The sequence below is a fragment of the Pelagimonas sp. genome (assembly GCF_058892305.1).
Genome location: NZ_JBZXVN010000011.1, coordinates 60736 through 87143, shown reverse-complemented (window position 1 = coordinate 87143; position 26408 = coordinate 60736). Strand labels below are relative to the sequence as shown.

At 54.7% G+C, this 26408-nt stretch carries 24 protein-coding genes; 13 read left to right on the top strand and 11 right to left on the bottom strand.

Translation table 11 applies throughout. The features are described from left to right. Positions 1-8 precede the first annotated feature (8 nt). From AC5EFR_RS04600 to AC5EFR_RS04565, 8 genes are all read left to right on the top strand, one after another. A complete protein-coding gene (locus AC5EFR_RS04600) occupies positions 9-2183 on the top strand; it encodes a DEAD/DEAH box helicase (RefSeq protein WP_493574782.1) in 2175 nt (724 codons plus the stop codon). Between the two features lie 697 nt (positions 2184-2880). Next, complete coding sequence (locus AC5EFR_RS04595; RefSeq protein ID WP_493574781.1) at positions 2881-3141, top strand: hypothetical protein; 261 nt, start codon at positions 2881-2883, stop codon at positions 3139-3141. Positions 3142-3444: 303 nt separating this feature from the next. Beyond that, complete coding sequence (locus AC5EFR_RS04590) at positions 3445-3714, top strand: hypothetical protein (RefSeq protein WP_493574780.1); 270 nt, start codon at positions 3445-3447, stop codon at positions 3712-3714. Between the two features lie 170 nt (positions 3715-3884). Beyond that, positions 3885-4214: a Rha family transcriptional regulator gene (locus tag AC5EFR_RS04585; protein WP_493574779.1), complete on the top strand. Its 330-nt coding sequence runs from the start codon at positions 3885-3887 to the stop codon at positions 4212-4214. 169 nt (positions 4215-4383) lie between these two features. Further along, positions 4384-4800: a hypothetical protein gene (locus AC5EFR_RS04580; protein ID WP_493574778.1), complete on the top strand. Its 417-nt coding sequence runs from the start codon at positions 4384-4386 to the stop codon at positions 4798-4800. 329 nt (positions 4801-5129) lie between these two features. Continuing rightward, positions 5130-5462 (top strand): hypothetical protein, encoded by a 333-nt coding sequence (locus tag AC5EFR_RS04575; protein ID WP_493574777.1) that lies wholly within the window; start codon positions 5130-5132, stop codon positions 5460-5462. Positions 5463-5551: 89 nt separating this feature from the next. Further along, complete coding sequence (locus tag AC5EFR_RS04570) at positions 5552-5944, top strand: hypothetical protein (RefSeq protein WP_493574776.1); 393 nt, start codon at positions 5552-5554, stop codon at positions 5942-5944. A gap of 3 nt (positions 5945-5947) precedes the next feature. Then, a complete protein-coding gene (locus AC5EFR_RS04565; protein WP_493574775.1) occupies positions 5948-7456 on the top strand; it encodes a hypothetical protein in 1509 nt (502 codons plus the stop codon). Between the two features lie 360 nt (positions 7457-7816). On the opposite strand, the gene AC5EFR_RS04560 is transcribed toward AC5EFR_RS04565, so the two are convergent. From AC5EFR_RS04560 to AC5EFR_RS04525, 8 genes are all read right to left on the bottom strand, one after another. Beyond that, positions 7817-8872, bottom strand: coding sequence for a hypothetical protein (locus AC5EFR_RS04560; RefSeq protein ID WP_493574774.1), 1056 nt, complete (start codon positions 8870-8872; stop codon positions 7817-7819). 10 nt (positions 8873-8882) lie between these two features. Continuing rightward, positions 8883-9452, bottom strand: a complete 570-nt coding sequence (locus tag AC5EFR_RS04555) for an ImmA/IrrE family metallo-endopeptidase (protein WP_493574773.1) — start codon at positions 9450-9452, stop codon at positions 8883-8885. Positions 9453-9597: 145 nt separating this feature from the next. Then, positions 9598-10434, bottom strand: a complete 837-nt coding sequence (locus tag AC5EFR_RS04550; protein WP_493574772.1) for an HNH endonuclease signature motif containing protein — start codon at positions 10432-10434, stop codon at positions 9598-9600. Positions 10435-10439: 5 nt separating this feature from the next. Continuing rightward, complete coding sequence (locus AC5EFR_RS04545; protein WP_493574771.1) at positions 10440-10655, bottom strand: hypothetical protein; 216 nt, start codon at positions 10653-10655, stop codon at positions 10440-10442. 148 nt (positions 10656-10803) lie between these two features. Next, positions 10804-12357, bottom strand: a complete 1554-nt coding sequence (locus tag AC5EFR_RS04540; protein WP_493574770.1) for a hypothetical protein — start codon at positions 12355-12357, stop codon at positions 10804-10806. A 161-nt stretch (positions 12358-12518) separates the two neighbouring features. Further along, positions 12519-12767 (bottom strand): helix-turn-helix transcriptional regulator, encoded by a 249-nt coding sequence (locus AC5EFR_RS04535; RefSeq protein WP_493574769.1) that lies wholly within the window; start codon positions 12765-12767, stop codon positions 12519-12521. Between the two features lie 193 nt (positions 12768-12960). Then, positions 12961-13536: a tyrosine-type recombinase/integrase gene (locus AC5EFR_RS04530; RefSeq protein ID WP_493574768.1), complete on the bottom strand. Its 576-nt coding sequence runs from the start codon at positions 13534-13536 to the stop codon at positions 12961-12963. Positions 13537-13606: 70 nt separating this feature from the next. Continuing rightward, entirely contained in the window at positions 13607-14098 is a 492-nt protein-coding gene (locus AC5EFR_RS04525) for an Arm DNA-binding domain-containing protein (RefSeq protein WP_493574767.1), read from the bottom strand. Between the two features lie 762 nt (positions 14099-14860). Here AC5EFR_RS04525 and AC5EFR_RS04520 point away from each other — a divergent pair. Genes AC5EFR_RS04520 through AC5EFR_RS04510 form a run of 3 tightly spaced genes read left to right on the top strand, consistent with a single transcriptional unit; the run spans position 14861 to position 19423 of the window. Beyond that, positions 14861-15328 carry a MarR family winged helix-turn-helix transcriptional regulator gene (locus tag AC5EFR_RS04520; RefSeq protein WP_493574766.1) on the top strand — a complete coding sequence of 156 codons (468 nt, stop codon included), beginning with the start codon at positions 14861-14863 and terminating at the stop codon, positions 15326-15328. After that, on the top strand, positions 15325-16371 hold the full coding sequence (locus AC5EFR_RS04515) for an efflux RND transporter periplasmic adaptor subunit (protein WP_493574765.1): 1047 nt from the start codon (positions 15325-15327) through the stop codon (positions 16369-16371). The genes AC5EFR_RS04520 and AC5EFR_RS04515 overlap by 4 nt, the downstream gene beginning before the upstream one ends. Before the next feature lie 10 nt (positions 16372-16381). Next, entirely contained in the window at positions 16382-19423 is a 3042-nt protein-coding gene (locus tag AC5EFR_RS04510; RefSeq protein ID WP_493574764.1) for an efflux RND transporter permease subunit, read from the top strand. Positions 19424-19555: 132 nt separating this feature from the next. Here the strand turns inward: AC5EFR_RS04510 and AC5EFR_RS04505 are convergent, their stop codons facing one another. After that, the gene (locus AC5EFR_RS04505) at positions 19556-20416 is read right to left on the bottom strand and encodes an acyl-homoserine-lactone synthase (RefSeq protein WP_493574763.1); all 861 of its coding nucleotides are present in this window, start codon (positions 20414-20416) and stop codon (positions 19556-19558) included. Between the two features lie 82 nt (positions 20417-20498). Beyond that, positions 20499-21200 (bottom strand): autoinducer binding domain-containing protein, encoded by a 702-nt coding sequence (locus tag AC5EFR_RS04500; RefSeq protein ID WP_493574762.1) that lies wholly within the window; start codon positions 21198-21200, stop codon positions 20499-20501. A gap of 487 nt (positions 21201-21687) precedes the next feature. Between AC5EFR_RS04500 and AC5EFR_RS04495 the strand changes: the two genes are divergently transcribed. Then, complete coding sequence (locus AC5EFR_RS04495; RefSeq protein ID WP_493574761.1) at positions 21688-23307, top strand: GMC family oxidoreductase; 1620 nt, start codon at positions 21688-21690, stop codon at positions 23305-23307. Between the two features lies 1 nt (position 23308). On the opposite strand, the gene AC5EFR_RS04490 is transcribed toward AC5EFR_RS04495, so the two are convergent. Further along, complete coding sequence (locus tag AC5EFR_RS04490; protein ID WP_493574760.1) at positions 23309-24781, bottom strand: ABC transporter substrate-binding protein; 1473 nt, start codon at positions 24779-24781, stop codon at positions 23309-23311. A gap of 145 nt (positions 24782-24926) precedes the next feature. On the opposite strand from AC5EFR_RS04490, the gene AC5EFR_RS04485 reads away from it, so the two are divergent. Beyond that, positions 24927-26324, top strand: a complete 1398-nt coding sequence (locus AC5EFR_RS04485; protein WP_493574759.1) for a DMP19 family protein — start codon at positions 24927-24929, stop codon at positions 26322-26324. Positions 26325-26408: the final 84 nt, after the last annotated feature.

Here is a 26408-nt window from a genome sequence, read left to right as displayed (position 1 = left end):
CTGGTGTCATGAGTTCTGCCTTCGACAAGTTGGCGCGTCCGGTTCAGAAATGGGTGCGCTCAAAAGGCTGGCGGGAATTACGCCAGATACAGGCGGATGCTGTTCATGCTATCATGGATGGCAAAGCAGACCTGATCGTTTCGGCCTCGACCGCTGGGGGCAAGACTGAGGCTGCTTTCTTGCCGCTTATCTCGCAGGTTCTGGATGATCCGGCGGAGTGCAGCGGTTTCGATTTGGTTTATGTCGGACCTCTCAAAGCCTTAATCACCGATCAAGCGATGCGGCTCGAAGACATCTGCCGAGAGGCCAGTTTACCCGTCTATCCTTGGCATGGCGACGTGTCGGGCAGCGTGAAGGCGCGGGCGACAAAGGCGCCGAAGGGCATCTTGTTGATCACGCCGGAATCCCTCGAAGCCCTGTTCGTGCGCCGGGGTTTGGAAATCCCGCGCCTGTTTGGGGCCACGCGCGCGGTCGTGATCGACGAGTTGCACAGTGTTCTGGATAGCGAGCGCGGAGTTCAGATGCGGTCATTGCTGACGCGACTAGAGATAGCCGTGAAGCGTCCGATCCGGCGTGTCGGGCTGTCGGCCACGCTCGGCGACATGAATATGGCGAGCGCATACCTACGGCCTGACAGTGCAGAGGCTGTGAAGCTGATCGAGGCCAAAGGTGGAGAGGCCGAACTGCTCTTGCAGTTGCGCGGTTATGTGTCAGGCGGGGAGGATGAAAATGCGCCATCTGCCACAGATGCGGTATCGGAGCACTTATTTAGGCACCTACGTGGCAGTGACAACTTGGTGTTTGCTGGAGCGCGACAATGGGTCGAAATCTATGCCGACCGATTGCGTAATCTCTGTGAAAAGGCTCATCTGCCGCAGGAATTCTATCCCCACCACGCAAGTCTAGCGCGGGAACATCGGGACTTTGTCGAGAAACGCCTGAAAGATGCGAACCTTCCAACAACCGCCGTGTGCACCTCGACTCTGGAACTAGGCATCGACATCGGGGATGTGGCCTGTGTGGCCCAGGTGGGTGCTCCGTTCAGCGTTGCAGCTCTGCGCCAACGGCTGGGGCGTTCGGGACGTCGCGAAGGTCAGCCTGCGATCTTGCGCCAATATGCGGTTGAGGCCAAATTGGATAGCGAAAGCAGCTTTGTCGATCAACTCCGGCTCGGCCTGATCCGCGCAATTGCCATGATCGAACTGTTGCTGGAGGGCTGGTGCGAACCTCCAAGACCGGAGGCGCTGCATCTATCTACACTGGTGCATCAAATCCTGTCGGTCATTGCCGAGCGCGGTGGTGCGCAGGCAAACAGGTTGTACCGTATTCTTTGTCAGGAGGGACCGTTCCGGCAGGTAGACATCGGGGTGTTTTTGGACGTTCTTCGGGCAATGGGGCGGCCCGAGGCTGAATTGATCGAACAATCCTCTGACGGGTTGCTGTTGCTCGGCGCGGCAGGCGAGCGAATTGTCGAGCATTACAGCTTCTATGCCGTTTTCAAGACGCCCGAGGAATTCCGCCTTGTTACCGATGGCAAAGAACTGGGCACATTGCCGATAGACAATATCCTGACACCGGGAATGCTGCTGATATTCTCGGGTCGCAGGTGGGTCGTTCAGGAAATCCACGATCTGGAAAAGGTCATCCTCGTGAAACCCGCAACGGCCGGTGTTCCGCCGCTATTCGGGGGCGATCCGGGCATGGTCCATGATCGTGTTGTCGAGAAGATGTTCGACATTCTCGAAGGGGATTTTAAGCCGAGCTACATGGATCAAGCGGCTCTGCGCCTGCTTGGCGAGGCTCGCGCCAACTATGCGCGACAGGGGTTCGCGGTAGCGTCTTTCGTTGAATTGGGCGGAAGCGCATGTATTCTTGCAACGCGCTGCGGCACAGTCAAAACGACGACACTGGCTATGGCACTGGGAGCATCAGGTTTTCAGATTACTCAGCACGATGGGTTTTTGCTGGTTGAGACAGGCGACGCTGATCGCACTTTGGAGCAGGTGCTATCGGCAATGGCCAACGCGGAGCCCCCCGATCTGTTTGCACATTCGCCGAACCTGATTTTTGAGAAGTATCACGCTTACCTGACGCCCGAACTATTGAGACGAGACGCGCTTTCCATGCGCGTAGATACAGGTTGTCTGCAAAAGCTATGCGCTGGTTTGTTGGGTCGCACATAGCGAATCCTGTCTGGTCTCCTTTTTTGGGGTATCTTTTGCGAACTCGAAGGCGGTTGAGTCTTTTCAGACGACATTCCCTTCCCATGGCACAGTCATCTGGTACAGTTCGGGCAAGTACTTCGGGCGTGGTCCAAGCTAACCCTCTGATATCGTTACATCGGCAGATTGAAGTAGGATTTCCCTTCGTCTCCGCCACTATCCCATGAAATATTGTTGCAAAACAACGTGTTAGGGTGGTGGTGCATTACGCAGCCCCACGGTTAGCCCCACACATTGCAACACATTGAACTGTTGCCAGTATCGCACAGGTCAGATTTATGCAGATCGCGCAAATCAGGTCGAATAGGTGCGTTGGAGCATGATGGACGCTATCTGGCGGATTGCGCTTGCTTGGCCCGCTGGCGAACGGTACGCAGTCTCGGGCTGTTCCCCCGTGCTAGGCCATCCAGAAGCGCAGCGCGGTCTCGTTGCTCTGCCTGACCTCTCGCACCCCATAGTCTGTGGACGTGCAACTTTGGTACAGATAAGGGGGTTTATGCATTCCCGCCAATGGTGGACCTGCGCCACGACAATGTGAAGCGCACCATCAAAACCCTTGCAGATAAGGGGGGGTTTTGCGGTTCCTCAAACTGAGGAACCGCCAACTCGCGGTGGGGGGAAGCCATTAACCGCCTATCTTTGTTACAATCGCACCAGCATGATCGTCGTGGCCCAGCTATCGCCCGAGGCCACGGCGCGGATCGTTGACCGCTGGCAGGAGCTTGAGGCCGAGGTCGCAAAGCCCCTCAGTGGATCGTCACTCATGCCGGCGGCGCTGATCGAGGCTGAGCGCACATTGAACGAGCGCGACGAGCGATTGAAGGCTCAGGCCATCCAGATTGAGGACATGAGCGAAGACTTGGGTGCACTGGAGCGGATCGCCCCGGCATTCTCCCTCAAGTCCAATCGTGGGGTCTGACAGATCGTCGCACCCTATGGGCGGCTCCAAACTGGATGTAAGTAACGCAGGTGCAAGCGCAACAAAGACAACCCTCGCATGGCGGCAGTTGATTTGGGGGGCAACCGGGCACGGATCTGGTTAACTTCAAAATCAACTTACATTCAATCATTCCAGATTTAAAACATAAAACCAATAGCTTGCCTGAGTTTAAGGCAGTTGACGGAGTGGGTTTCCGTCGCTCTTTTATCGGCGCAACCAAGCACTGTAAAAGGATCACAGACAACCATCCCGAACGCATCTATTATGCCCCTGTCAGAAGCCGTGGAAACACTTGCTGCCTTAGAGGCGGATAGCGACACGCCTGCCCCTATCAAGGCCGCTCTACGCAGCCAGCGTGTGGTTCTACATGAGCGCACGGAAGCGTTGGCCGCGGCGGCTCATGTCGTTCAGGAAGTCCATGACGCGGCCCGACAGGCAAGCCGCTGGGCTGCTGATGATGCAGCATGGGCTATGACTGACGATCTACCCGGGCTGATTGACGACGCGCCAACAGCAAAGGCATTGGCGTCGGGTGAGGCGACCTTGGGTTAAGGCCCAACCTGAGGCCAGGCCGAGCGTGAAATCTGGCCTCTCACCGCTCAGACACAGCCACTGCCTCATGTGGCCGGGAATGCGTTAGATTTTGGGCTACCCGCTTGGTCGGCGTTCCCTGAGAGTATTGGATGCTTGTACCATGTGTTGTGATAGGCGAACCGCTCACCATGTCGAGCAAAGAGATTGCCGATCTGTTGGACAAACGGCACGACAAGGTGAAGCAATCCATTGAACGCCTTGCAGATAACGGGATTTTTGCGATCCCCCCAATGGGGGAAACGCCAACTCCCGGCGGCGGCAGGCCAATGGGCTACTATCTCTGCGACAAGCGCACGAGCATGATCACGGTGGCGCAGCTATCGCCCGAGGCCACGGCCCGGATCGTTGACCGCTGGCAGGAGCTTGAGGCGGCTGTTGCAAGCCAGCCAGAGCAACCAACCTCACAGAAATATCCCGAGCGAGACCCCGGCAAGTTCCCCACCGCTGAGAGGGGGTAAGGGGGCATGGGCTTGGCAAGGGATGTGGTGAATGCAATGGGGCACCCCCCCCATCGGTTTCAAAAGACCTCCCCCCCGTCAGACCCGGATTTTTTTAGGTACCATATTCTTTTACCTCTGCGTCCTCTGGCGACACCACATTTTGAAAAACAAAGTTGCTTTGGTCTGGTTGGCTAGCCAGTTTGGTTGGATGCAAATCCCTCGTTTCATAAGTGCCTCTGAGCGTCGCTCACTGGAAGCCTTGCTGACCCGCATTGGTGATGCCAGGGGGAGTGAGCAGCTACGCCTCAAGGTCGAGTTTCAGAGGCGCATAGAGGCCCACAGGGGCAAGTCTGATGATCGTTGGACCGAGGCCAAGACAGCCGAACACCTCTATCAGAGGCGCTTGCATGTCGGTGAGGTTCGAGGGTTCAACGTTGATGGGCTGGTGGTCTATGGCTGGTGGTGTGAAATGACCAAAAGCTACCGGGTTGATGCAAGCACAGAGGGGCAAGAGCGGCTGCGTAGGAGAATGCTACAGCAATCGTGGCGCGCGCTGCACTCAGGGCTGACAGACGATCAGAGCGAATGCCCAAACGGGGATTAAAGCCGTGAGCCTCGATCATCTGGCTTGGCCGGAATAGGCTGTTTCTCTCATACTGTCACATACCCCCCACACACAGAGAGACCCATAGGGTGAGGCACCTACTGCCACCAGAGTATTTCACTCAAGTTTCAACGGTTTCCAAACCCCCATTAGACTGACATTTCCCTCGATTGTCGCGCGCACTGCGCTGCCTGCTCATGGTACAAATCCATTAATTCACGGGCTTACACAGGGAATGGCAAGTGTCGTTGCGAAAACAGAAACCGGGCAAGAAAAAGCCGCGAGGCAGACCGCCAACGGCCCATCGGCGCAAAGCTGACAGGGAGCGTTTGCAAAATGAGCGACAAATCCTGTCAGAAAATGGCTTTCAGGTCATGACGGTTGTTGTGCCAGCGTCCGAGGCCCCTTCGATGCGGCGAAATTCAAGGCTCAATCGGTTGGATGGCTTACTGTCTGAGGCAGTTACTCAGGATGATATTTTGGAGGTCAAACGGCTCGAACACCTGCGGGAAATTACTGTGCTGGACAATCAACGTGAGCTGGAAGCAGCGCTGGAGCAGGCCCAGCGAGAGGCGCGAGATCGTGCGCGCCGGGACGCCATGGTTGAGCAAGTCAAAGCCGCTGAGGCAGTGCTGAGAGAGAGTAGAACGCATGTGGCCTAGACTGACGCACCTGACGCGCCACAGGTCAGCATTGATGAAATGCTGCGGCGGTCGCAGCCGTTCGGCATCAACAAATATGGGAACCGGTGATGAAATCTCGTAGGCAACAAATGTTAGATCGGCAGGAATATATGGAGCGGCAGTTACAGCCAGAGGCCGGTCATTTTGCCGTGGTCAGCGATGACTATTTGCTGATGTACGCTGTAAGCACCTTCTCACAAGATTACCCAATCATTGGTGTTGTGATTAAGGCAGGTGAGAATGCTTTGGAGTGGGCGCGAGAAAACCTCATCTGGCAGCATCCATATCATCATCAGCTATGGCTTATGTCCCCCGGTGGCCTGCATGAGTTCTTGGATGAGGTTTACGTGCGATTGCCGGAGAAAGCCCAGCCAAAGGTCAAGCCTCGCCGGAAGTCCAAGTCGCAACCCAAAGCCAAACTCAAGCGCTTTCGTGATCTGCGCCCAAAGAGTGAGCCTTGAGACATGATTGCTGCCGCCAACCTCATTCGAGAGATAAAGGCCGAGATAGCGCCAGAACTATCTGATGTTGAATTTGTGGATCGGTTGAGCCGCAATGAGCTTTCGGAACTGGGTATGACGCCTGCGATGCTTCACGAGAAGCTGGGTCTTGCGTCTGCGCCTACCGCGCAAGCACCGGATAGGTCGGTTGTGCGCCCGGAAATGCGGCCGGGGGGCTTGTCAGCGGCCATTCGAGTAGTGCAAGGGCAATCGGCCGGCACAGTGAATGGAGGAAATAGACCTGCACCGATAGGTGGTCCAAATGATCCAACCGCTGCTATGCGCCAAGCTGCGGAGCAGTTGCCCTACCAGCCTTTTACAAAGGACGCAGAACTAGATGAAAGGCAGCGGGCCGAAGCCTTCAAGAGCGCAGTAATGCCAGCCCCCGAAGCTAACCCGTTGGTTCAACAGGTTGACGCCTTTTCAGCTCCGGTGAAGGTCGGTCAGCCTGTGCCGCCCGGTTATCAACCATCAGCCGCCATTATGGCAGCGATGGAGCCAAACGAGAATTTCCCCGAACTCAATCCGTCTTTGGTTAACCCTGAAGGTACAGCGCTTGGGAGGGCTTTGCGTCGCGGCATTCTGAACACCCGCGTAGCTGGGCCAACCGCGATGGCCGATCTGAACGCACGTCAGCTGCAAGATGCACGTATGGGCGACCAAATGATTGCCGAAACATTCAAGCAATTCTCAGGACTGCCCGAGATACCCGAAGGGCTGAACGTGACCACACCCGAAGCAGCGGCCAAAGCACTGTCAGATTTGGGTTATCCCGCGTCGATGGTCAGTACATTTTCAGACGCGATACAGGTCAAGCAACGAAACCAACAGATTGGTACGCCGAAGTTGGAAAGCGCTCTCCTGAATAATCTTCAAGCCGCTGGTGAACTGACTGCTCAGGCTCAGGAGCTACCCATGTCCGCCTATTCAGAGAACCTGAAACGCGATCTAGCAGAGAGCGATGGCGGCTTTCGGGACACTGCCAGCACCCTTGTTCAAAACTTTCCCGTCTTGCCAATATACGCGGCTGAAAGTGCCGTAGAGGCTGCGCCCTCAGTGCTTGCTGCATTTGGCACTGCTGCGGCAACAAGAAGCCCTGCGTTGACCAGCCTAGCCCTTGGGGCGACAGGTTTGGCTCCAACCTATGCATCCACCACTGACCAACTCTTGCGTGAGAAAGGCATTCGTCTGGAAAGCCCGTCCGACGCTCGTCGTGTGCTGACTGATCTCAATCTGTTAAGGGAAGCCTCTCAGCGCGGTGCTGCGCGTGGTCTTGTGGTCGCGGCATTCGAAATGCTTGGACAGGGTGCCGTTGCCCGCAATCTTGCTGGGCATCCCGTTGCTGACATGCTCATAGATCAGTTCACACAGCGCCTCACGGCCACAGCCGGTGAAGTGGGGGGAGCCTCGCATCTGGGCAAGAGATTGACCCTGTTGCCGTCTGGTTGGCTGCTACGTCGAGCGGCATGCTAGAGACCGCGGCACAGAGAAAAGCCCGCGGCACACAGGGTATTCTGGGCGCTTTGGCCAAAGTAAACGATGAAATCGCGGACAACGCTCGAAAACGGCAAGTAGCAATGACTGAGTTCGAAAGGCTGCGGGATAACGGAGGCAAGCCCAATGCACCTGTGGCACGCCCGGTTGAAGCCCGCTCGTACGCTTCCAAACCACCACCTTCAAACGAAAAAACCGTGCGCCCGTCTGTCGTTCACCGCAATGGCAGGCTTGCACCTGGCACTCACGTCATAGAAGGCAGCGATGGTCGCATGTATCGGGTTCAGGTCGATTGGAACGGGAGGGTGGTTAAGGCTGAGCCAGAAAAGTGAGCTGCTCTTATGTTTCCGAACCGTTGGAAGATGTACCAATTGTCGTGAGCGTATCGCCACTTGAAACCTGTGGTAGTGTTCCATCTTCGAAGTTTTCGTCCTCAGATTGGCTTTCCCTATCACGCTCTGCTTCTAGGTGAGCTTGGATCTTAGGCTTGTGTTCGTTGTAGCTGGTTGGAGCAGGTACTAAAGCACTTGTATCGCACTCCCTTAACGCTATTTCGTCAGTATTATTCGACCTGCAATATTCGGTCAAATACGAGTTCATCTCACGACTATCCGGTGCTCCATTCTGCGCTAAAAGGCTTCGCTCAAGTCGTAATAAGCCTTCGGTTTTTAGATGTTTAACAGTATCAATGTACAAAACTGGGTATGGGCTTCCGCCATTTACACCTTTCAACGAAACGGGTTTATCCATCCGAATTGAGTGCCCAAAATTTGCCTCTCCTTCACCGTAGCTGGAGAGCAATTGGCCCAATTGAACGCTTAGAACCATACGATCGGGCTGTGCCATGCCGGCGACCCGAAACCCTGTGTCGATTGCCTTGCCAAGAAAATCATAGTCAAAAGGATTTTTGTCAGCAGCCTGCTCAAGGCCTTCGGATGCACTGAGCATTTCTCGGCCATTGGTATTGCGCCTCATTTGGATGGCTCTATTTGGCTCAGGGAATGCTGCAATCCACCCTGCGCCCTTCACGTTCAATGGAACATCCTGCTGCCCGAGAATTTTCCTGTAATTATGCAACGTGCTAATAAATGAGTTGACTGCGTTCGCGACGGACATGCGATTGGATACTAACCCGCAAAACACCAGTTCGTCCCCAACAGCCTTCCAGAGTTTCGGGCATTCGTCATCACCAACTAGCTGACTGCGGTTCTTGTGAAAGTCAGCCTGAAGCATCACCGGAAATTCGTTGTAGAACTTCCGGAAAACGCCCACCCATTTGGGGGCCGCGCCGTCTGCGACTTCTTTTCCTGCACTGGAATTCTTAAAGGCAGTCGATCCACTAAGATCGACTGAAAGAAACAGTCGAACTCGGTATTCCGCAGCTTCAAATCTCAAGTCCGAGCTGTCAGTTGATGGTGGCAAGAGTTTTTGCCCTAACTTCTACCGCAGATGCAGTCACACCAAATTGCTCACTAGCCACACCACGCGCATAGGCGTCCCTAAACTGCTCTTCAGGCATGAGAAATGCCGAGGCGAACCAATTTGCCTCCCACTCGCACCGGATCAAGTCATCACTTCTTTTGTCCACCCAACGGGTGGCTTTCATGCCAGAGTTTGGGTTCGATTGACGAACCAAAGGCCAATGGAGCAATTTGTGGCCCAGCTCGTGAGCAATGGTGAAGTTGTCGCGCAAAACGCCGGTATGAGCAGACACACGAATAACAAAACTCTCATCAGGTTCGATGATGATTGCGTCGGTTTGATCGTCGTCGAGAAACCCGATCTGCTCTATGTTTCCACCGTTGCTCCGAATAAGGTCGGGCAACTGAAACCCATTTGCAATTCCTACCTTCTCTCGCACATCCTCCGCAAATGCCATAACAGCTTTCTTGGTGGCTCGACATGGGATTGGTGCAAGATATTGAACTTTATGGGTATTTGTATGCATTTGATCTTCACAAACAGTACCGGCCATATGATCCTCCCGACCAGCCGAGGGAGAAATAGTGGGCAAATCAGTCCCTCGTGCCTTTGGTGTCTACCGAAATAAGTCCCCCCTTTCTAGTAGGCAGGCACCATTTTAAGGGATTTGTGGCCGAATGCCGCTACCTTCGAGCTTTTTAGCTATGCATTTCAATATGTTTGCCATGGTTCGCGTGATACCCAAATTCCGTCTCAGCCCTCTGCCTCGCTGCCACTGCACCGCCAAAGCTGTCGAATGTGCCAAGGTGCTTGCCGTCACCGATCTGTGCGCGCCACCTTCCGCTTGCCTTGTGCCATGATACGCCGGTCACACCCGATGTGTTGGTGACAAATCTGCTCAGGTTGCGATTGTTCTCAGCCTGCGAAACGTCCCGTAGGTTCCGGGCGCTGTTGTTGCTTCGGTTGTGGTCGATGTGGTCAATGATCCCCTCGGGCCAAGCGCCAGTTGTCAGCGCCCATGCCACACGATGTGCAAGCAGGCCAATCCCGCCGAGGCTAAGGGTGAGGTATCCACCGTCATTGAGGTTCCCTGCGGACTGCCCTGCAAACCGATCGTTCCAACGGTCGGCGGCGGTTTCCGATTTGAATTGACTGGATGGCCGACGCTTCCATTCAAGCGCACCGTTTCCCGGATCGTAGCTCAGGCAACCCGTCAGGTATTCAATCGAAATTCGTCGCTCGTTCTCGCCCCTTGCCGCTATCTCGGTTGGGACACCACTAGAGGAGGCAGAGACCGGCTGCGAGGGGGGCTGTGTGCGCTTTTGGTGAGAATTGTGAGAATCACCTAGAGAGCGTGCCTCGTGACGCTCTGTTCCCCGCCCTTTGGCGCAAATCCAACAAGGGCACATCGGGCTGTGCTGGCGGCTGTTTGCGTCCCAGCGCCCAACCCAATTTGGCATCGGCCCCGGCTCAGGGTTGAAATAGCTGTCGATTTCTTCAAACGACAGACCGGCAAATGGGTCAGGACGATACATGGCGTTCACCGAAAGTCGGCCAGCATGGCGTCACGCTGGGCGTCGTTGCGCGCAAGGCCGGATGGTGAGGCAAGGGCTTCTGCTTCGGACCGGTTCAATCCTCCCTCGTATTCGATGATTGCGGCGCGTTCTGCCTTAAGGTCAGCGGCAAGCCAAGTGGGGGTTCGGGATGGGTCAGGTTCGCCAAACTCGGGAACCTCTATCCCTTCTGCTCGGGCCATGTCTCTGATCTTAGCAACAGGTCGAACACCAGCGTTCCAGTGTTTGGTTCTGAAAGCGTCCCAAGCGTCACGGAGGGATGTGTCAGCCTTGGGCGTTGGCTTGGCCTCTTTCGGCTCAGGCTGCGGCTCAGTACGGGGCTGTGGCGCTTCAAACGTGGCCCGTGCAAGTTCCCCAGCTTTGCATTGTAGGCTCACTGAACGGCTCCACACGCGGGCTTGGCGTCTTGCGCGGCTCACGGAAAGGGGGAACGTACAAACCCGCTTCACGTGCCATGTCTCTGATCGCGGCAACAGGACGAACGCCGGCATTCCAGTGCAAGGTTCTGAACGCGCGCCATGCCTCTTGTTCTTCCGGCGTCCCATCATCGTAGCGCTGGGCGTGCGCTGTGATGGAGGGGGCAACTGGCTCAAGCTTGCTCACTGCGTCGTGAGTGCTTCCATCGGCCAGATTGAGCGGTGGTAGATCAACACCCGCCTTTGCGGCCATCGCCCGGAGTGCAAACAGGGACCGGCCTCGTACTGCAAAGCGCGCCTTGTATTCATCCCAAGTCAGAGGGCCGGCGGCGCTGCCATCCAGATCGAATAACTCGCGGTCAGTTTCTTCAACTTCTGCCTGGCTCTGTTTGGAGCGCTGCTCTGGGTCGTTGGAGAAATCAGTTTTTTGGCCTCCATCCTCTGGCTGGCTTTCAACCTTCGGATCATTCGCCAAACCTGCATTTTCCGGTAACTCGCCCTTTATATATCTTAGTGGCCAATTTCTGGCCGGGCTTTGAGCCCCCTTTGAGCCCCCCTCTGAGTGCACCAATTCACTCTTGATTTGGTCGGAGCGATCCGGGCTTTGTCCCCCCTCTCCGCGCTCCATTTCTTCGGCCTCGATCGGGTTGAAATCTTCGATAACCTCATGCTTGGTTGGCTGGAAGAAGCTAGGGTTAATCGTGGGTGCAAATCCCACTGCTTTCGCTGGGTGCATTGCCCCTACCGCTACAAACTCGGACTTGATGCGTTTTAACGTTGCGGGGCTGACACCCAGCTTTTTTGTTAGTTTGGCGTTGGTGAGTTTGGGATTTTTGACCAACGCGAGATACAGCGGCTTGGCCTTATCGTGCATGTCTCGGAATGGGTCATGCTTATCCCATTCTTTCAGGGCAGCTTCGATCTGGGCGTCAAGCGTGGGGTCTTCCCACTGGTGGCCAAGGGTTCTTAGTTTCGGGTGGTTCACAACAAACTCCGTCTTTGTTTTGTTTCCGTCGAATTTGGACCTGCGGACCGGAGCCATCAGGCCGCGCTCAACGAGCTCTGCCCGCGCCTGTTTCGCCGATGCTGGTGATTTCCGAGCCGCCTTTACCAACACGCTCAGGGCTACGGATGACGGCCCCCGGAAGAACGCTCCGGCCTCGTTCAGCAGGATCGGGGCGAAGTGTGTGTAGACTGCGAGAACGGCCCTCTGTGTGGCGCTGAGACCTTCCACTGAGGTGATCTGGCGCTTGGTGTGCCACAGCAGCTTGCGCCACCTGTCGGCCTTCTTGTCAGCTAATGTGAAGCCATATCGCTCTGGGCTTTTGGCAACCCACGGCGGCTGGGCCTTGAACTCTTTACAGATGCGCTTGATCGCTTCATGGTCAGGGATTTTTATCTGCGGAATTGGGTTCTTTTTTGCCGGACAGGGTTGCCCGATCAGCGGGTGTGATGTTATAACGCTCATATTAATACTTCCAGATTTGGCGCTTGCGACGCCGGCCAAAGAAAAGCCCGCTCTCGTAATGAGGCGGGCCTTTTCATTTGGGGTGGTTCAGAAACGCGAAAGCGCCCGGCATCCGAAGAGACCGAGCGCTTTTCGCGGCTCACAGGTTTTTGGTTGCGGTTTTAGTTGATGGAGGCCTGACGTGGTTCTGCCGCCTTGTCCGCAATCCACTGGTCAACTTCCGCCCGATGCCACCGTGTCAGGTTCTTGGTGATCTTGATCTGTTGGGGGAACTCGCCAGTCTTTGTTATGCGCCAGAGGGTCGTTCTGCTGATCCCCAGAATGGCTTGCAGGTCGATTGCATCTAGCAAGACTTTCTCAGCGGGAAACGAGTTTAAGGGGTCCGCCGGGGCGGTTAGGTCAAGAGACATGGAACACTCCAATATGTCAGGTGTCATAAAAAAAGCCGCGTAGCACAGTGACGTGATACGAGGCTTTGAACGGATTTCCGATGATGTATGGGTACCGCAAGACCCCTGTTATTGCAAATTTTTCCACCAAGTTTTTTTAGGTCACATAGTACCACAGGCAAAACGTGCATGAGTTGAGGGGGCGGTTAGGTTTCTAGGCCGATATCTTGAACACGTTGGTCGGCTTCTCCGGCTCAACATATTCCCCCCAAGCCTCGATCAACTCACGGCGGCGTTCCAGAAAGTCAGACCGGCTATACGCGCGCTCAACCGCGTTTCCGATGTTATGGGCCAAACACATTTCGGCAACCTCACGCGGCGCTCTTGCGACCTCGTTGCACCAATCCCGAAAGGTCGAGCGGAACCCGTGCGGCACGTAGGCGGACCCAAGATCGGCCATCAGTTTGCGGGGTGTCATGTCGGACATGGGGCGACCGCGCTTGGCACCGGGGAAGATCAAGGGTGAACCATCCGAATACAGCTTGGCGTCCCTGAGAATGGCACAGGCGCGCTCTGTGAGCGGCACTGTATGTGGTTTGCCCATCTTCATTCGCTCTGCAGGGATCGTCCACAACCGGGCGTCCAGATCGACCCCAGACCATTCAGCCAAACGCATTTCGCCAGACCGGGCGGTACAGAGGATCAGGAACTCTAACCCCAGCTTGGTCGTGGGACGGGCCTTGGACTGACGCAGTGTAGTGATGAACTCGGGAACCTCCATATATGGCATGGCCGGATGGTGTCATACTTTAGCGACCTGCTTCTGACTTGGCAGAGCCGCCTTTACTGCATCCATCGTGTCATGCGGCGAGCCTTGGTAAGCCCCTTGCGCTCTGGCCCAAGACAGCACCTTCTGAATGCGTTGGAACACACGGCGGGCGGGCCATGTTGGCAGTGTAGGTGCGTAAGGTGTTGATGAATTGCTGACTGTGCTTGGCGTTCTTCCAGCTACCCGCATTGAGTTGGTGAACCTCATTGCAGGCTTCGGCCCATGTCAGGCCCTCCTGCGCCTCTTCTCTGGCTTTCTGAGCAGCCCCTCGTTTGGTCGCCAAGGGATCGCCCCCAGCCGCCGCCAAACGCTTGTTGTCCTCTGCCAAGCGACGGGCATCAGCCAGTGACACTTCTGGAAAGGCCCCGAGGCCAATGTCACGCCGCTTGCCGTGAATGGTGATCCGTTGCAGCCAGCTTTTGGCCCCGGTCGCACGCACGATCAGCATCATGCCGTTTCCGTCGCTATATCGTCCCGGTTCGTTGATGGTACTGACGCCGCGCGCCGTGAGTTTTCCAGCCATGTGGGGCTCCGCTATATTCAAGGTTCTAATCCCGCCGCCTCCGTCGAACATTCGACCTGTCCGCCATTCAATGAGGGGTGTCCGCCTCAGAAATTGGGGTGTCCGTCGAACCTTGAGTGGCGGAGCGCAGGGCGAACTCGAAATTGCGCAAGATTGTTGCGTAGCCCCACACTCAGCCCCACAGAAAACGCGGGATTGGCAGAAACAATTTTAGACCACCTGAAACTCTCTGCGAAGTAAGCGGCTGAAAGATAACGTCGAATTTTGGAGTTTGGGATTTAGTGAAATTCCCTGAAACAAACTAAGCGCTCCCTTCGTCTCCGCCACCCACGCTTTACTGGGCCAGACGGTAAGCCTCTGATAGTCAGTTTATAATTGTAAATTGGTCCGACTTCCACGCATGGACTGTCGGAATTTACTCGATTTTTTTACACAATTCCTGATCCAATCTACTGTAATGACGCTGTGGTAAACGAAGACTGGCAAGGTCTTTGGACCTAACTCTTGCAGGCCCGTGCCGCTCAAGAGGCTGTGACTTTTCGACCAGTTTTACCAAATCATAGGCCAATTGGAGTCCATATGTTCAGGGGAAGATGTGAGCACATCGGGGCGGATTTTCCTGAATCTATTTAATAACAATTGGTTAGCTCTATTTTGCCTAGCTTGGCTGCTATTTCTTGCAAAGCTTTGGTTGTCAGATGTTTTAAAACTTGAATGGTTCAAAAAATGAAGTAAAAGGGGCGCAGCGAAAGTTGGATCACTATGGCAGACGAGCGACCTTACACAGAAGACTCTTTTGATATTAATGCTTTAGAGGGAATCTATCTTCTCTACTGGAAGATCGAGGAATGCGCAGACAAAATTGCGCTGGAACCCTCGATGTCAAAACAGGAACGTCATTTGTTGGTATGCTTGGATGTTCCGCGGCGCATGGGGGATTTGGCGCGCGAAATGCAGGCGCTTCCGTCGACTGTGACCGCCATGGCCGATACTTTGGAGGCCAAAGGCCTTATCACACGCGAGCGAGACCCTTCAGACCGCCGCGCTTGGTTGCTTTGGCTAACAGAAGACGGCCAGCAGCTTCGCCATACAATGGCCGCCAAAGCCGGAGAGCTTTTTCGAGAAATCTCGGGCTTATCGGATGGCGACATTCATCAGTTTGCTGAAATTGCGCTGAAAATCCGAACGAAAATTATGGAAACTGGACTGCCAAGAGGACCTCAAGAGTGAAAATCGTTCCAATCGCCCTGGCTTTGATGAGCTTGGCAACACCGAGCCTGTCCCAGGACGCCTTCGATCCAGTGAGGCCTGTTAAGCTCACCGTTGCAACAGAACAGGCACAAAAATTGACCCGGCATTTCTATGGTCAGGTTGTCGCTAAGCAATCGGTAGATTTGGCGTTCCAAATTGGCGGCCAAATTGTCGAATTTCCGGTCGTCGAAGGCAGTGTCGTGCCCAAAGGCGGATTGATTGCCAAGCTGGATACCGAACCGTTTCAACTAGAATATGATCAAGCGGTTTTGCAAAAAGACCAAGCGGATCGCACTTTGGCGCGTCTGACGGCTTTGCGTGGTGCGACCGTTAGTCAAGTGACAGTAGACGACGCCGAAACCCAAGCGCGTTTGTCCATGATTGCCGTGCGCAATGCGAATTACGCGTTGGAACATGCCACATTGAGCGCGCCCTTTAATGCGTTGATTGCAACCCGCAACATGGACAATTTCACCACGATCAGTGCCGGAACCCCCGTGGTTCGTCTCCACGATATGTCGGAATTGCGGATTGATATTGATGTGCCGGAATTGTTGTTTCAACGCGCGTCTGAAAACACCGATGTTGAATTCGTGGCAATTTTTCCGTCTAGCGACAAAGAGTATCCGCTGATGCTTCGCGAGTATAACGCCGAGGCCTCGAACATCGGACAGACCTTTCGCATTACACTGGGAATGGCTTTGCCCGAGGGGTTGCAAGTTCTACCAGGGTCATCGGTAACGGTGCGCGCACGGGCAAACGCGAAAGGCGCCATCGGTATGCCGGTGCCAACGACCGCACTTTTGACCGACGCAAACAATAGCGTGGCCGTTATGGTGTTCACCCCGGCCGGTGCCGACACCGGCACGGTCACTCGCACGCCAATTTCTGTTCAGCCGACGGACAATGGTACGTTCATCGTGACATCAGGCTTGGCAGATGGATCTGAAATTGTCGCGACAGGTGCCCACAAGCTAACGGATGGCCAAAAGGTCCGCCGCTTTACCGGTTTTGCGAACTGAGGCTGGCACAATGAACATTGCACGCGCATCTATCGAACGGCCACTTTATACGTGGCTGATCATGCTCATCTGTCTCTTTGGGGGCATTTGGGGGTTCTATTCGCTCGGGCGACTAGAAGACCCGGCCTTTACCATCAAAGTCGCCGCGATTCAGACCACCTATCCCGGTGCGACTGCGGAGCAAGTGGCGCTTGAGGTTTCCGAACCTCTGGAATCCGCTATCCAAAAAATGGGCGAGGTCGACAAAATCACCTCGATCAACTATCCTGGCTTGTCGATTATCGAAGTAGAGATCAAGCCAACGTTCGACGGCACTGAGCTACCGGAGGTTTGGACCAAGTTGCGCGCCAAGGTTCGCGATGCGGCGCGTCGGTTGCCCGAAGGTGTCAGCGAACCCTATGTGAACGACGCTTTTGGTGACGTGTTTGGTATCTTTTACGCGGTCACCGTTGATGGGTTCACCGATGCCGAGCGGCATGAACTTGCAACCTATCTGCGGCGAGAATTGCTTGCGGTTGACGGTGTCGCCGATGTTGTGGTGTCGGGCTTGCCGGATGAGGCGATTTTTGTCGAGCCGAACTTGGCGTTGACGGCACATCAAAACATCCCGCCTCAAGCGATTTCAAATGCGATTGCCACCGCGGATTCTGTTTCGGACGCGGGGAGCGTGGATGCAGACGGTGTTAAATCAATTATCCTGGCCCCCAAAGGGTCAGATAGCGTTGATGCAATTGCAGGTTTGTCGATTGGTGCGGCGGGAACTGTCGTTAATCTCTATGACATTGCCAACGTTTACAGAGACCGGCAAAGCGACCCAAGTTTGAAAGTGCGCTACAACGGTACAGAAGCTTTCACGATTGGCATTGCCGGACTTGCGTCGGAAAACATTGTTGAAGTTGGCCACCGTGTTGATGCCCGGATTGCCGAACTCACCCAAGACATCCCCTATGGTGTTGAGCAGTACTCGATTTATCAACAGCATCACGTTGTTGAATCCGCCTCTGATGACTTTCTCGTCAACCTTGCAATGTCGGTTGCAATTGTTGTTTTGGTTCTGGCCCTCTTTATGGGATGGCGCGCCGCGGTGGTTGTTGGAACGACCTTGCTGCTGACCGTCGTCGGTACCTTGTTGTTTATGAACCTCTTTTCCATCGAGATGGAGCGCATTTCATTGGGTGCGTTGATCATCGCCATGGGGATGTTGGTCGACAACGCCATTGTTGTGGCCGAGGGCATGCAGATTTCAATGTTGCACGGCAAGAACTCACGCGAAGCGGCGGATGATGCGGCTTCGAAAACCCAAATCCCCCTTCTTGGGGCGACGGTGATCGGCATCATGGCCTTTGCCGGAATTGGCTTATCACCGGATGCCACAGGCGAATTTCTGTTCTCGCTTTTTGCGGTTATTGGGATTTCCCTGATGCTTAGCTGGGTTCTGGCTCTGACGGCCACGCCGTTGCTGGGGCATTATTTCTTTCAGCAAGGGGATGAAACCAGTGAGGCCTATGGTGGGTTGCTGTTTCGAATGTACCGTTGGGGTTTGGAATTGGCGCTCAAACTGTGGTGGCTGGTGATTCCGATGTTGATTGTGGTGACGGTGGCATGTTTCGCGGGCTTTGGCCTGATGAAGCAGCAGTTCTTTCCCAACTCGAACACGCCGCTTTTCTTTGTGCATTACAAACTGCCGCAAGGGACTTCGATTGAAACCACGTCGGAGCACCTGAAAGTTGTCGAAAACTGGCTGGCTCAGCGTGACGATGTCGTTTCAACCACCACCTTTGTGGGGCAGGGGGCAACGCGGTTTATGTTGACCTACTCCGCGGAAAAACCCAACCCAAGCTATGGGCATTTGATCATTCGCACCGAAACGATTGATGCCATTCCCGACCTTCAAGCAGAGCTCGAAGCCTTTGGTCGTGCAGCATTTCCCGAAGGTGAATTTCGCACCAAGCGGTTGGTCTTTGGACCCGGCGGCGGCGATCCGATTGCGGTTCGATTTTCTGGCAGTGATCCCAAAGTTCTCCGTCAATTGGGTCAGGAAGCCATTGAAATTCTGCAAGACAGTTCCGACCAGCTGATTGATCTGAGAACCAATTGGCGCGAGCAAGAGCTGGCGCTCCGACCTGTCTATGCCACCAATCGCGCCCAAACGGCGGGTGTTAGCCGCGAAGAGGTTGCGGGAACGTTGCTATTTGCCAGCGATGGCGCGACAGCGGGGGTCTTCCGGGAACGTGAACGCCTCATTCCGATCATTGTTCGCGCGCCACGCGATCAGGACACAACACTGATGGATCAACTGGTGTTTTCCAGCAGCAATAATGTTGTCTTGCCAATTGAACAGGTCTTGGATGGTTTTGATTACAGCGTACAAAACACACTGGTGCATAGACGGAATCGTGTGACGACCCTCACCGTTGCGGCCGACATTCCACCGGATCAAACCGCCGCAGCGATTCACGGCCAAATCCGGGCCTCTATCGAGGCCATGGATCTCCCTCCAGGATACAAAATGGAGTGGGGCGGAGAGTTTGAGAGTTCCCGTGATGCACAAGAAAGCCTAGCCGGGCAGCTGCCGGTAAGCCTTTTGATCATGGTGCTGATTTCGATTTTGCTATTCAACGCATTGCGTCAACCCATTGTGATTTGGCTCTTGGTGCCGATGTCGGTGAATGGTGTGGTGATCGGTTTGGTTGGCACTGGTTTGCCGTTTACCTTCACCGCGCTTTTGGGGTTGTTGAGCCTATCGGGGATGTTGATCAAAAACGGCATTGTTCTGGTTGAGGAAATTGATCTTCAACGCGAAGCCGGGCTGGGGCTCAATGACGCGATTGTCACGGCCTGTGTGTCACGTCTGCGTCCTGTCTTGTTGGCTGCAATCACGACAATCCTTGGAATGGCTCCGCTTCTTACGGATGCATTTTTTGTCTCGATGGCGGTAACAATCATGGGGGGCTTGGCCTTCGCGACGGTCTTAACTTTGATCGCGGCTCCGGTGTTTTATATGGTGTTTTTCCGCCGGGAGGAACGCCGCCGACTTGCAGCAGAGTCGTAAAATGGGCCGAAAGGGGTCTTGGGTGAGTTTGGAAAATACCCAACAACGCGATGATCTATGAGATCAAAGGCCCTCAAAACAAAACCCCCCGGAGTTTCCTCCGGGGGTTTGCACTTGTTAACCACTTAGCACTTAGCAAACAAAGAACTTTGGCCGCTGGCGCGAAATCATGCCTTCCTCAAAGAGAACCCCAGCCAACCGGTTCGCAGCGAGCAATTCGTCACGCGAATTTGCGGCCGACGCCTGGTCGCGGCAATATTGTTCAAGCAAGTCATTGCTGTCCTGCTCTGGCATGGCACGGGCGTCTACAATCGCCTCAAGGATGCTAGGATCAATGGTGGGTTCCACTGGATCGGCGAGGGCAGCCGCCTGCGCGTCATCCATAAAAACGTTCCCGTCAATTCCGGCAAAATCCTTGATTTTGTTGATGCGTTCGTCGCTGCAATCCAACAAGGCGGCCATGGCGGCAACTTTGCCCATCGGAGTGGTTTTGCCCACATAGCCGTATGGGGCGCAATCCGACCGCTTTAACACCCGGTCCATCACGGGGTCGATGACGGTCACAATATCCGAAATCCCCGACTCTTGCGCATATTCAAGCGACGCGGCCATCAACTCACAGGTCGCATAGGCAACCGAGTTACGAGACTTTCCTCGATCCAAAGCCTCTGTATCGACACAAAACCGTGTCGATTCCCAAAGTGTTGGGCTGCGCAGCGGTTGCTCTCCGTCCAAGATTGCAGAGAATACATCAGACAGCATGTGCGGCCCTGTTGTCTGAAGGGCTCTGACGCAGGACACAACGCGCCCGTCATCGTTCACACCAATCACATAGGCCGGGTCGAGCGCGTCAAACTGATCAATTTCTTTCCCATCCTTGATGTCGACTTCCCAACCAAGGCGTTTACCAAAAACCCGTGCCCTAAGAGCATACATCTCATCCAGAAGGCGGCTGTAACGATCTCTGTTGAGGCCATCTACGACAATTATCATGGTTCTTCTCCACTACCCTATCCAGGTATGAGATGATCATGCTTTCGATTTCCTCCGCTATTGGGGAAATCCCGTAGAATGGTTAATTTGGATGAATAAGACCCATTCCGATGGCCCGACCGACGGCCTGAGATGTGGTCAGAGCACCCAGTTTAGAGCGACTTGACCGCAAGTGGACTTCTACAGTCCGATTGGAGATGCTCAAAATATCACCGATATCTTGCTGGGTTTTGCCAGCGGCAGTCCATTGGAGAATTTCGCATTCTCTCGCAGAGAGAGTTGGATGTGTCAACGTTCGCGTCAAAGCGTGCGAGTGAACGACGTTGTCATGCAGGTGCACAGCGGCGTTTTGCAGCTCGCCCAGGATTTTCTTCTTGAGCAGCTTCCATTCTGCGTCGGGACAATCGCGCGTCACGCTAAACAAACCAACATCCCCAAAGGGTCCGCGCACAGGTATCGTTAAACCTTGTTCGGAAATGCCAAAATCATGCGCTGCGCGAAAGACCGATTGAAAACTTTGCTCGTTTCGTAGCCTATGCCAATCCACCGGCGCGATGCTGCGCGTTGCCATGATCAAAGTCGGGTCCTTGTATTGGAACCCTTGATCTACATAGAGTGTTTGCCATTCATCGGGGTAATTCACAAAGCCGTGGACAGATTGGGCAACCGGGTTAACACCGGCATAGGCCGCAAAATCAAGTTCATGAGTTTCACAAACAGAGTCCAGAAAATCCCGAAGATTGTCTTCGGCTTGGGGAAGCTTGCTGAGATCAATTACGGACAAAGGGTTCCTCTTGACCCGTGCACTTTGGCCGGCACGTCAATACCAATTGTTCCGCCAGTGTCCCCGTAAATGTCACGGGACGCAACAATAAATGCAAAACTGATTGGTTTAGGAATGATGAAAATTTGACTTTTGGGCAATTTGGCGCACTGCCCGGCTAAGTCGCTTATTCGAGGAGCTGGACAAGTTCAGCGCAGAGTGGCTTTGCGTGAGTTAAGGTTTCTTGCGCCCAGTCTGGTTTGGCATCGGGGTTTGACATGTATCGCCTTAAACACCGTATGACGATATGCGTCACCCGTTTGAGCATCTGCACGACTGGATCGGGACCGTAGGCGTTCAAAACATCGCATCGTCAACAATAGATCTTGAACTCATTCAAATTGGGGGTGGGGTATCACAAGTCGCGGGCCTGCTCTCTCGTTGACGTTGGGCAAGAAAGGCATTCAATCGCTCGGCTGCCCTAGGGGATGAGGAGCATTGGGGACCTATGACACAGGCGACAAAGTTAGACGGTGAATTCGACTATATCATTGTTGGCGCTGGCACGGCCGGATGTGTGCTTGCCAATCGCCTGACCGAAGATCCAACGCGTCGGGTGCTACTCCTCGAAGCGGGGGGATCGGACAATTACCATTGGGTCCATATTCCGGTGGGCTACCTCTATTGCATCGGCAATCCACGCACCGATTGGATGATGAAAACCGCCGCGGAACCGGGTCTGAACGGCCGTTCCTTGGTCTATCCTCGCGGAAAGGTGTTGGGCGGCTGCACCTCGGTTAACGGCATGATCTATATGCGCGGACAGGCGGCGGATTTCGACAACTGGCGGCAGATGGGCAATACCGGTTGGGGCTGGGACGATGTCTTGCCCTATTTCCTCAAATCCGAAGACCACCACGGCGGCGATAGTGAGATGCATCGCGGTGGCGGCGAATGGAAGGTCTCTAAACAGCGATTGGACTGGGACATTCTGCGCGCGGTTCAAGAGGGGGCTAAAGAGTTTGGCATTATGCCACGCGACGATTTCAACGACGGCAACAACGAAGGGTCCGGTTTTTTCGAAGTGAACCAAAGGGCTGGTGTGCGTTGGAATGCGGCCAAGGCCTTTTTGCGACCGGCGATGAAACGGCCTAATCTGCGGGTCATGACCCATGCGCAAACGGATCATCTCGTGCTTGAGGGCAGGCGCGCGGTCGGCGTTCAATTCCGCCACAAGGGCCAATTGATGGAGGCCCGGACACAGGGCGAAGTGCTTTTGGCAGCGGGGGCAATCAATTCGCCCAAAATACTTGAGCTATCCGGGATTGGTCGCACCGATGTCTTGTCTGAGGTTGGGATCGAGACACGCCATGAAAGCGCGGGGGTGGGTGAAAACCTTCAGGATCATTTGCAAATCAGAACGGTTTACAAGGTCAAGAATGCCAAGACGTTGAACACTATGGCCAATAGCCTTTGGGGCAAGGCCAAGATCGGGATGCAATATGCCTTGACGCAATCGGGGCCGATGTCGATGGCCCCAAGCCAGTTCGGTATTTTCACCAAATCCGACCCGTCCAAGGCCACAACTGACCTCGAATATCACGTCCAACCCTTGTCGACGGACAAATTGGGCGACCCGCTGCATCCGTTTCCGGCGATCACAATGTCGGTCTGTAATTTACGGCCTGAAAGCGTCGGCTCTTGTCATATCCAAAGCCCCGATTTGGATCAGCAACCCGATATTCGCCTGAACTATCTTTCTGCCGAGGCGGATAAAGCGATTGCGGTGAAATCGGTGAAACAGGCGCGGCAAATCATGACGGCCAAGGCCTTGGCCCCACATGCGCCCGAAGAAATCTTGCCCGGCCCCTCTGTGGCCAGTGAAGACGAGGTGTTGAAATCGGTAGGCGACATCGCCACGACGATTTTTCACCCGGTAAGCACCTGCCGCATGGGTAGCGATGACATGTCTGTGGTCGATACCGAACTTAGGGTGCGGGGCCTGGAGGGATTGCGGGTGATTGATGCGTCGATCATGCCGCGCATCACCTCGGGCAACACGGCGTCGCCGGTGATCATGATTGCGGAAAAGGCGGCGGATATGATCAAAGCCGCCGCCAAATCCTAGTTTACTCGGTCCAGCGCACGCCTGTTAGGTCGGTGGCTTGGGTCGGTTGATTTAGCCAAAGCCCCTCAAGCCGCGCATCGGCAACCGTTGGATAAGCGAGCTGAAACAAGTAGCCGTTGACGTAATCTTCGGAAATGATCGTCTGCGCTTTGGCGATCATCTCTTTGCGGGCGGCCTCATCTGTTGTGCCGGTCAGGTCCGAGATCAACGTTTGGAAATCGGCGTTGTCATATTGGAAGTAATACTCGGGCCGTGCGTAAATCCCGATGTCAAAGGGTTCGGTGTGGCTCACGATGGTGAGACCAAAATCTTTGCCACGAAACACTTCTTCAAGCCATTGCGCCCATTCAAGGTTGCTAATCTCAGTCTGAATGCCGACCTCTCGCAACTGTGCGGCGATGATTTCACCGCCCCGACGTGCATAGCTTGGCGGCGGGAGTTTGAGGGTGGTGGTAAAGCCATCGGCAAACCCGGCTTCGGCCAAAAGGGCTTTGGCCTTTTCCGGATCGTAGGCTGAGTTACCGGTCAGATCGACATAGGCCGGGTTATGCGGGGCAAAATGGCTGCCGATTGGGGTGCCAAGGCCAAACATCGCGCCGTCAATGATATCTTGGCGGTTGATAGCATGGGCAATGGCCTGACGGACAAGGACATTGTCCAGCGGTGGCATGAGGTTGTTGGTCGACAAGATTGTCTCGCCTTCGGTCGATCCGACAAGCACCTGAAACCTTGGATCGGCCTCGAATTGCGGGAGGTTTTCGGGCGCGGGATAGCCCGCAAACGCATCAATGTCCTGAGCCATCATAGCCGCAAAGGCGGCGGTTGGGTCCGAGATAAACTTGAACGTCGCCTCGGTCAGGGCCGGTTTTTCGCCCCAATAGGCGTCGTTCTGGGCAAGGGAAATGCTATCGCCCTGCTTCCAATCGGCAAATTTAAACGGGCCGGTGCCGATTGGTGTTTGTTTGATGCCGTCGATGCTGTCTTCGGCAACAATCACCGCATCGCCCCAGGCCAAGTTGAATAGGAAATTGCCATTGGGTTTGGAAAGGATCACCTCAACAATAAGCGGATCAACCGCGTTGACCTCGGCTATCCCGGCAAAAAGAGCCTTTTGCGCGTTGGCGCTATCTTCGGCGCGGGCGCGATCAAGGCTGAACTTAACATCGCCTGCGTTCATATCGGTGCCATCATGGAAGGTGACACCGCCGCGCAGGGTAAAGGTATAGATCAACCCATCGTCGCTAATGGTCCAGCTTTCGGCAAGGCCAGGCACAACTGCGCCGGTTTCCGTAAAGCGGGTCAGACCTTCGAAAACATTGGAGTAAAGCACGCTGTCAATGGCACCGGCTGCGGCGGAGGTGGGGTCGAGATGCGGCGGTTCCAGTTGGATGGCAATTGTCAGATCAGTTTGCTGAGCCTGAGCGGCCCCGGCCAAAAACGTGGCTGCCAATAAAGCTTTGCGAAAATGCGACATGGGTGTCTCCCTTTGGGTAAGGCATGGGGGAGAGTGTTGCCGCAACTGGGGCGGTAATCAAGCGCCGCCTTTGCATTGTTCTCATCGCGTCAAAGTTGCGCCCCAATGCCAGGTTAACGGTTGGGTAAGTATTCGGAGTATTTTCATGTTGGAATTGATCAAGCGCGCCTTCAGTCGAGACGCCGCAAGTGATGCTTTTGAAAATCGTCGCGCTGGTGTCGGACGACCCTATTCGGCGGGTGGACAGGAGCCCACTCACGAAGGTGTGCCGCCAGCAACTGATGGACAATGGGCAAAAAACGATCCTGATGCCGCGACGCCGTCGGTTGATATCCCCGTTGAGCCCACGTCCGACATCATCGTTCCAAGGTCGGCTTTTGACGCGTGGCCCGAGGATTCGGACCCCTTGGTTGACGCGATTGTTGACTATGTGAATACACTGTCAAATCAAGGACTTTTCAAACGATCCGAGATCCATGCGGTTGCTCGACAGGCCTTTCATTGCGACTACTACCTCGCTCAGGTCTTAAATGGTGGCCACGCGCAATTTGTCGGAAACACGGGGGCGTTGATTGGCGAAACCTGGGATGATGTGATTGCGGCTTTGTTGGCGATAGGCGAGGAAAATCACCTTCTTTTGGCGCACGCCGGGCAAAAGTGGGTGCAAGAAAACCCTGAACTGGCCAAACAGCAAACCGGATTTGACGGTGGCATTGATCCGGCTTTGGCGAAATTGGACAAGCCGTTCTACCTTCTCAATACAAAATCTCCGTTGCGTCCAAAAATAGCGGAATGGTTGGCCATGCATCCCGATTTGATCGTGGTTGAGGATGACGAGCTACAAGGTGAAATGCAAAACCTGATTGACGCGCACCCGCTGTTGCAGCATCGCAAGGCAATTTTGACCTGCGCCGGGGTGACCGGACAGCTGTCCAATCCGTTGCAGGTTGGCGTTTCAATGGCCTGCGGGCGCGTTGTGCCGCCTGACTTCTTGGTCCGGCTGGAAAATGGCAGCTACAAGTCGGTCGAAGGTGAAATGAAGATGACCTTCTCGGTCAAAACGTTAAGCGGGACATGTTTTGCGACTCCGGTCGAAGGGCAAGGCGTGACGTTGTATGAATGCACTCAGCACGATAATTCGCACCTGCCAGAGAACAGGTTTGATGCGACTTTGGACGATATCCAAGCCTATCGTCCGGCCGAAATCGGTCGGCAACTGTCCCATGTTCCCCAAGAAGAGTTTTTGGAAGCGATCGCCCTGATGACCCAATTGCGGGCCGGAGAAGCGATCCATTTGCTTTCCACCCGGTTGGGACAAAATGAAGTGCCGGCGTTAACCATTCTAAAGGTTGGGTGTTTGCCAAACGGGCAAGACGCGTTGATCTGTGGGCATTTCGTTAAGGGGCGCGTGTTGGTCTATAAAGTCACAGCACAAGAGGCGACCTGTGAGCTAACTGGCGAGGACGTTCAGGAACTTGCGCGGGTTTCTCGGGCGGAAATAACCTTCCACGCGCAGAGCCATGCGATAGAGGTATTGCGCTAACGTAACGGGCCGAAACAAATCCGCACTGGTTCTGCAGCGCAGCAAATGATACACCCGCGCGAAATATTCTTGCGTGGAGGACGC